Source organism: Mycobacterium sp. (genome assembly GCF_036488105.1).
In the GTDB taxonomy this organism is placed as follows: Bacteria; Actinomycetota; Actinomycetes; order Mycobacteriales; family Mycobacteriaceae; genus Mycobacterium.
Window position 1 is genome coordinate 1 of record NZ_DASXHW010000557.1, and the last position, 5,565, is coordinate 5,565.

The window sequence follows — 5,565 nt, forward strand, 5'->3', positions numbered from 1 at the left end:
ATGCCAAGACCCACGGTCAGCCGCCCACCGGACAACATGTCCCCGGTCGCCAACGCCTTGGCCAGCATCACCGGGTCGTGCAGTTGGGGCACCATCACCGTCGTCACCAGCCGCACCCGGTCGGTCCACGCGGCCAGCGCGCCCATCAGCGTCAACGTTTCGGGGTTGTCGAAGGCGATCCGCTCGCCCCAACACAACGACGAGAACGGTCCGTCGTCGATCGCCTGTGCCCAGTTCCGCAGCACCTCGGCGTCCAATTCCGGCTCCATGACCGGCATGGTCATCGCTACCTGCACAATCGCGATTCTGGCATGCGGACCGCTTTATGCCCGCACCTCGCCGACGTGGCAGCATCAGCGGGATGGTCATCACCGCCAACTCGATCGCGCATGTGCGGCTCACCGTCACCGACATCGAGCAATCTCGACGGTTCTACGAGAGCGTCTTCGGGTGGCCCGTCCTGCTCGAAGTCCCCGACAACGCCGACGAGGCGACCCGCAAGCAGCTCGGGTTCCTGTTCGGTGGCGTCATCTACGACTTGGGTGGTGCGCTGATCGCGCTGCGGCCGGTGGCCAGCGATCGTTTCCACGAGGACCGCGCCGGCCTGGACCATATCGCGTTCAGGACGGCCGATAAGGACGAATTAGACTCCGCAGCAGCGTATCTCGACGAGCTAGGGATCGACCACGAGCCGGTCAAAGACATCGGACCGGCCTACATTCTGGAGTTTCGCGATCCGGACAACATTGCCCTGGAGTTGACCGCGCCAAAGTAGCGCCGGCGTTGGGGCGGCATTGTGGCGGCGGGCCGGCCAGAGTGGTTCACTGGAAGCACGATGCCTATCGAGTTCAACCACACCATCGTCGCCGCCCACGATCAGCGGAAGTCCGCCGAGTTCGTCAGCGAACTGTTCGGGCTGCCGAGTCCCAAGCCGTTCGGCCACTTTCTAGCCGTCGCCCTCGAACACGGCGCCACCCTCGACTACGCCGAGGTGGCCGCCGGCGAGGAGGTACGACCGCAGCATTACGCGTTTCTGGTTTCCGAGGACGACTTCGACGCGATCTACGGCAAGATCACGTCACGCGGGCTGCAGCATTGGGCCGATCCGGCCCGACGGCGGCCCGGCGAGTTCAACACCAACGACGGTGGTCGCGGCGTCTACTTCCAGGACCCGGCCGGCCACTATCTGGAGATCCTCACCCGGCCCTACGGGTCGGGCAGCTAGCCCGCGCCGCGCTGAGCGTGCCGGTGGCTCTCCTGGTCGCGGTAGTCGTCGGCCATCCCAGCGACGTGGTCGGGCAGGGCTCCGGCCGCGACGTCCGCCAGGCTGGTCTGCTCCAGCACCGAGCGCATGCTGGCCCGCAACGCCCGCCACACGTCGGTCAGCGCCGCGGTCGGGCCGGAGTAGGGCAGATCGCCCATGCCGATGTCGCGGACGCTGGCCAGTGGACCGTCGATGCAGCGCAATACGTCGGCGATGCTGATTTCTGTTCCGGGACGGGCTAGTTCGTAACCGCCGTCGCGACCGCGGTGGCTTCGCACCAGCCGATCGTTGCGCAGCGTGGACAAGATGTCGACGAGAAACTGCGGTGGGATTCCCTGAGCATTCGCCAGATCGTCGGTGGTGACCCGCACGCCGTCACCGAGCGTGGCCAACTCGACCATCGCCCGCACCGCGTACTCCGCCTTCGCCGACATCCGCATGGAATGAGTATTGTCCCACCCTTCGCGGCTCAGCCCGTGACCGCGAGCACCGCGTCGGCGTATTCGGGGCGGCACACCACCAGGTCCGGCAACAGCGGGTCGGCCCGGTTGTACTCCAGCGGCGACCCGTCGATGCGCGAGGTGTGCAGTCCGGCGGCGCGGGCCACCGCGACCGGAGCCGCCGAATCCCACTCGTACTGTCCACCGGCGTGGACGTAGATGTCGGCCAACCCTTGAATGACGGCGGCTACCTTCGCTCCGGCCGAACCCATCTCGACCAGGGTGCCATTCAACTGATCGCGGACTTGCAGCGCGACCGCCGGTGGGCGGGTCCGTGACACCACGATTCGGGGTTCGCCGGAATGTGCCGGTGGGGGTGCCGGATCGGGCGTGGCCAACGTAACGCCCTGTGCCGGAAGGGCAACCGCGCCAGCGACCAGGGCACCGCTTTGCCACAGCGCGACGTGCACGGCCCAGTCCTCGCGGCCGAGTTCGGAGAATTCTCTGGTGCCGTCCAGCGGGTCGACGATCCACACCCGCTGCGCGCTCAACCGCACCGGGTCGTCGACGCCCTCTTCGGAGAGCACAGCATCGTCGGGACGTTCACGCGCCAGCGCTTCGATCAAGTAGTCGTGGGACCGCTTGTCCCCCGCATCTTTTCGTTCGGCTGCCGTGGCATCGGCAAGTTCCTCCCGCACCGCGAGCAACAGCTGGCCAGCTTCGGTGGCCAGCCGGGCCGCCACCTCGTGATCAGTGTGGCCGCTCAACTGCGGGCCTCGATCAGATCGACGACCTGCTCCGCCAACTCGTCACAGCTGCGATCTGGCGTGAGCCGCAAATCGGGATTCTTCGGCCGCTGATACGGGCTGTCGATGCCGGTGAAGTGGGTGATCTCACCGGCTCGCGCCTTGGCGTAGAGGCCTTTGGGGTCTCGTCGCTCGCAATCCTCCAGCGGGGTGTCGCAGAACACCTCGACGAAATCCAGGCCGGCGTCGGCGTGCACCCCACGGGCCAGGTCGCGATGTTCTTCCAGTGGGCTGATCGCCGGAACCAGGACGGTGTGGCCGGAATCGGCGATCAGCGCCGCGACGTGCGCCAGCCGGCGCAGGTTCTCGGCGCGGTCGGCCATGGAAAAGCCCAGGTCGGCGTTCAGGCCGTGGCGGAGATTGTCGCCGTCGAGAACATAAGCGGGAACGCCCTTTTCGAGCAGCTTCTGCTCGACGAGCATCGCGACCGACGACTTGCCCGAACCCGAAAGCCCGGTGAACCACAGGGTGCGGCCGCGCGACGTCCGGTCCTCGGCGGTCACCAGCGACTTGTGCACCACCGTGTTGGGGCTGGACGAGAGAGTCGAGACCTCCCGCAGCACCATGCCCGCGGCAACGGTCCCGTTGGTGTTCGGGTCGATCAGGATGAACGACCCGGTGCTGGAGTTGCGGGTGTACTCGTCGAGCAAAAGCGGCACCTGGGAGCGTAGCGAGACGCGGCCAAGCTCGTTGAGCTGCAACGCGGTTGCGTCCTTGTCGCGCCGCAGCGTGTTGACATCGAGCCGATAGTCCAGCGCGGTGACCCTCACCCGCGTGGTCTGGGTGGTGTGCTTGATCAGATACTCGCGCCCGGCTTCCAGCGCCGCGGCGTCGGCCATCCAGCACACCGTCGCATCGAATTCCTGGGTGACCCGCGGCGCATTGGCGGGCCGGGCGATCATGTCGCCGCGCGAGATGTCGATGTCGTCGGCAAGGCTGATCGAGACGGCCATCGGCGGAAATGCCTCTGCCACCGGCCCGTTGGGCCCCTCGATCGCGGTGATGCGGGTGGGCTTACCGGTCGGCAGCACGACGACGTCGTCGCCCGGACGCATCACACCGCTGGCCACGGTGCCCGCGTAGCTGCGGTGGTCTTGATGGTTACGAGTCTGCGGGCGGATGACGTACTGCACCGGGAAGCGGACGTCGACCAGGTTACGGTCGGCGGCGACGTAGACCTCTTCGAGGTGCGACAGCAGCGTCGGGCCCTCGTACCACGGGGTGTGTTCGGACTTGGTGACCACGTTGTCGCCGTGCAGCGCCGACATCGGGATAGTGAGCACGTCTTGGACGTCGAGGCGGGTGGCGAAGGCGTAAAACTCGTCGCGGATCGCCTCGAAAGCGTCTTTGTCCCAATCGATCAGGTCCATCTTGTTGACCGCGAGCACGATGTGCTCGATGCCCAGCAGTGACGCCAGGAACGTGTGCCGGCGGGACTGCTCCAGCAGACCGTGGCGGGCGTCGACGAGCACGATGGCCAGCTGTGCGGTGGACGCCCCGGTCACCATGTTACGGGTGTACTGGATGTGCCCCGGGGTGTCGGCGATGATGAATTTCCGCTTGGGAGTGGCGAAGTAGCGGTAGGCGACATCGATCGTGATGCCCTGTTCCCGCTCGGCGCGTAGCCCGTCGGTGACCAGTGACAGGTCGGTATATTCGTGGCCGCGGTCCTTGGAGGTTCGCTCGACCGAGGCCCACTGGTCGTCCATGACGGCCTTGGAGTCGTAGAGCAGGCGGCCGATCAGCGTAGACTTTCCGTCGTCGACCGAGCCGGCGGTTGCGATGCGCAGCAAAGTGGTTGACGCACTCATCAGAAATACCCCTGCCTCTTGCGGTCTTCCATGCCGGCTTCGGAGATCCGGTCGTCAGCTCTGGTGGCGCCCCGCTCGGTCAGCCGTGAGACCGCCGTTTCGGCGACGACCTCCGCGACGGTTGCGGCATCGGATTCCACACAGCCGGTGCAGGTTACGTCGCCGACGGTGCGGAATCGGACCGTCTTCTCGAGCACTTTCTCGTCGGCGCGCGGTTGCAGGTGGCGGTCGACGGCCAGCAGCATGCCGTCGCGCTGGAACACCTGCCGCCGATGGGCGTAGTAGATCGACGGCAGCTTGATCTTCTCGGCGCCGATATAGGACCAGATGTCGAATTCGGTCCAGTTGGACAGCGGGAAGACCCGGATGTGCTCGCCCTTGTGATGCCGGCCGTTGTAGATGTTCCACAGCTCGGGCCGCTGGGCCTTGGGGTCCCACTGGCCGAACTCGTCACGGAAGCTGAACACCCGCTCCTTGGCGCGCGCCTTCTCCTCATCACGGCGGGCACCGCCGAATGCGGCGTCGAACTTGTTCTCCCGGATCGCGCGCAGCAGCGTCACGGTCTGCAGCGGGTTGCGCGACGGGATGGTTTCGATTACCCGGCCCGCGTCGATGTCGTCCTGCACCTTGGCGATCACCAACCGCACGCCGGTCTCGGCCACCAACTCGTCGCGGGCGGCGATCACCTCGTCGAAGTTGTGACCGGTGTCGACGTGCATCACCGGGAACGGCAGGCGTCCGGGGCGGAAAGCCTTCAGCGCCAGGTGCAACATCACGATCGAGTCCTTGCCACCCGAGAACAGCAGCACCGGACGCTCGAACTCGGCGGCAACCTCGCGGATGATGTGAATCGCCTCGGCCTCCAGGGAGCGCAGATGACTTAGTTCGTACTGCCCCGCCGCCGGGGCGGCCGTCGCCTCTTGGCTGGTCATCATCCCCCTTTCTCGGTAAAGTTGGTAGTTTTGATCAGGATTATGAGCATTACCGAGTATGAAACCAGCCGGGAGCGGCGCTGTCAACGGATTGGTGGCTGACGTGCCAAGTTAGGCGCAACGCGGGTGGCGAGACCTGCCTCCGGGGCGACCGATCTGCCCGCCTCCGAGCGAAAATCCGGGTTTAGGCGCGCAGATTTCATGGCAGTGATATCGCCCGCGGTGCCCTAACGAGGGAGGCAGTAATCCGCCGCTCAGCGACAGAAGTGGCTCAGGCGTCACGTGCGGCGAGCCCGAGAACTAACCGGTGAC

The 5,565-nt window shown here is 66.0% G+C and carries 7 protein-coding genes; 2 read left to right on the forward strand and 5 right to left on the reverse strand.

Translation table 11 applies throughout. The features are described 5' to 3' along the window. Positions 1–284: LLM class flavin-dependent oxidoreductase (locus VGH54_RS29340; protein WP_331515700.1), on the reverse strand; the 284-nt coding region annotated here is incomplete at its 3' end. Positions 285–361: 77 nt separating this feature from the next. Between VGH54_RS29340 and VGH54_RS29345 the strand changes: the two genes are divergently transcribed. Both VGH54_RS29345 and VGH54_RS29350 read left to right on the forward strand, forming a co-directional pair. Next, entirely contained in the window at positions 362–775 is a 414-nt protein-coding gene (locus tag VGH54_RS29345) for a VOC family protein (RefSeq protein WP_331515694.1), read from the forward strand. 60 nt (positions 776–835) lie between these two features. Further along, positions 836–1,225, forward strand: a complete 390-nt coding sequence (locus VGH54_RS29350) for a VOC family protein (RefSeq protein WP_331515695.1) — start codon at positions 836–838, stop codon at positions 1,223–1,225. Here the strand turns inward: VGH54_RS29350 and VGH54_RS29355 are convergent. From VGH54_RS29355 to cysD, 4 genes are read right to left on the reverse strand one after another with little or no spacing between them, the layout of a single operon-like run. Then, complete coding sequence (locus VGH54_RS29355; protein ID WP_331515696.1) at positions 1,222–1,704, reverse strand: Rrf2 family transcriptional regulator; 483 nt, start codon at positions 1,702–1,704, stop codon at positions 1,222–1,224. The two genes, VGH54_RS29350 and VGH54_RS29355, sit on opposite strands and share 4 nt — an antisense overlap. 29 nt (positions 1,705–1,733) lie before the next feature. Next, the gene (locus VGH54_RS29360) at positions 1,734–2,471 is read right to left on the reverse strand and encodes a 3'(2'),5'-bisphosphate nucleotidase CysQ (RefSeq protein WP_331515697.1); all 738 of its coding nucleotides are present in this window, start codon (positions 2,469–2,471) and stop codon (positions 1,734–1,736) included. Further along, the gene (gene cysC, locus VGH54_RS29365; protein ID WP_331515698.1) at positions 2,468–4,321 is read right to left on the reverse strand and encodes an adenylyl-sulfate kinase; all 1,854 of its coding nucleotides are present in this window, start codon (positions 4,319–4,321) and stop codon (positions 2,468–2,470) included. The genes VGH54_RS29360 and cysC overlap by 4 nt, the downstream gene beginning before the upstream one ends. Beyond that, complete coding sequence (gene cysD, locus VGH54_RS29370) at positions 4,321–5,256, reverse strand: sulfate adenylyltransferase subunit CysD (protein ID WP_414688838.1); 936 nt, start codon at positions 5,254–5,256, stop codon at positions 4,321–4,323. The genes cysC and cysD overlap by 1 nt, the downstream gene beginning before the upstream one ends. Positions 5,257–5,565 lie beyond the last annotated feature (309 nt).